The organism is Herbaspirillum lusitanum P6-12 (genome assembly GCF_000256565.1).
GTDB classification, from domain to species: Bacteria; Pseudomonadota; Gammaproteobacteria; order Burkholderiales; family Burkholderiaceae_D; genus Herbaspirillum; species Herbaspirillum lusitanum.
The window spans coordinates 1-835 of sequence record NZ_AJHH01000699.1 but is presented as its reverse complement, the minus strand read 5'-3'; the positions used below and the strand labels follow the sequence as shown (position 1 = coordinate 835).

The window sequence follows — 835 nt, the reverse complement described above, 5'->3', positions numbered from 1 at the left end:
GTGCGTGCTCAGCACGATCAGACCCAGCAGCGAGACCAGCCCGCCTGCGATGCGCGCCGTCGACAGCCGCTCGCCCGACAGCATGCTGCTCAGGCATGCCGAAATCAGCGGCATCAGCGCCACCGTCACGCCCATGTTGACGGCCGAGGTGCTGTGCGCCGCCTCATACGCCAGTCCCTGGTACATGGCCATGCCCAGCGCGCCGAGCAGCAGCAGGCGCGCCCAGTTCCAGTCGGCGGCAATCGCCGCGCGCTGCCGCCATGCTGCGCGGCCGAGGAAGGGCGTCATCACCAGCACTGCCAGCACCCAGCGATAGAAAGCGATGGCGGCCGGCTCGATCGCCGTCGACGCGGCCTTGGTGACGATGGTGTTGCCGGACCAGATGCAGACGGCCAGCAAGGGCAGCAGGTAGAACTTGCCGCCGCTCTTTGCAAGTGCGCCGGATGCGGCAGCAGAGGTGTTTTGCGCAGGCGCGGCCAGCGCGGAAGTACGATTCGGCATGATGGCTCCTTGAAGTGTTGCACCATCGTGCGCGTTTTCCATGCATGCATAAAGTGATATTGTTGCAGTTCATCAGTGCAACCGATGCAGCAATAACCCGGCGCCATTCAGTCCGGCATCATTCACTTTTTACGGGAGCAATTCCTCATGCGCGTTCTCGACTTCAACATGGTGCTCGACCTGGAAGCCTTGCTGCGCGAAGGCAGCGTGGTCGGCGCGGCCAAGCGACTGCATTTAAGCGCGCCGGCCATGAGCCGCCGCCTGGCCAACCTGCGCAATGCCGTCGGCGACCCCTTGTTCGTCCCGGCCGGACGCGGCCTGGTGCCGACCCAGC

Annotated in this window: 2 protein-coding genes; one reads left to right on the top strand and one right to left on the bottom strand. The window is 64.9% G+C overall.

The annotated features are described in order from the left end of the window. A partial coding sequence (locus HLUSI_RS0122765) for a DMT family transporter (RefSeq protein WP_016836142.1) occupies window positions 1-501 on the bottom strand: 501 nt, incomplete at its 3' end. 147 nt (window positions 502-648) lie between these two features. Between HLUSI_RS0122765 and HLUSI_RS30215 the strand changes: the two genes are divergently transcribed. Continuing rightward, on the top strand, window positions 649-835 hold a 187-nt coding region (locus HLUSI_RS30215; RefSeq protein WP_040503810.1), incomplete at its 3' end, for a helix-turn-helix domain-containing protein.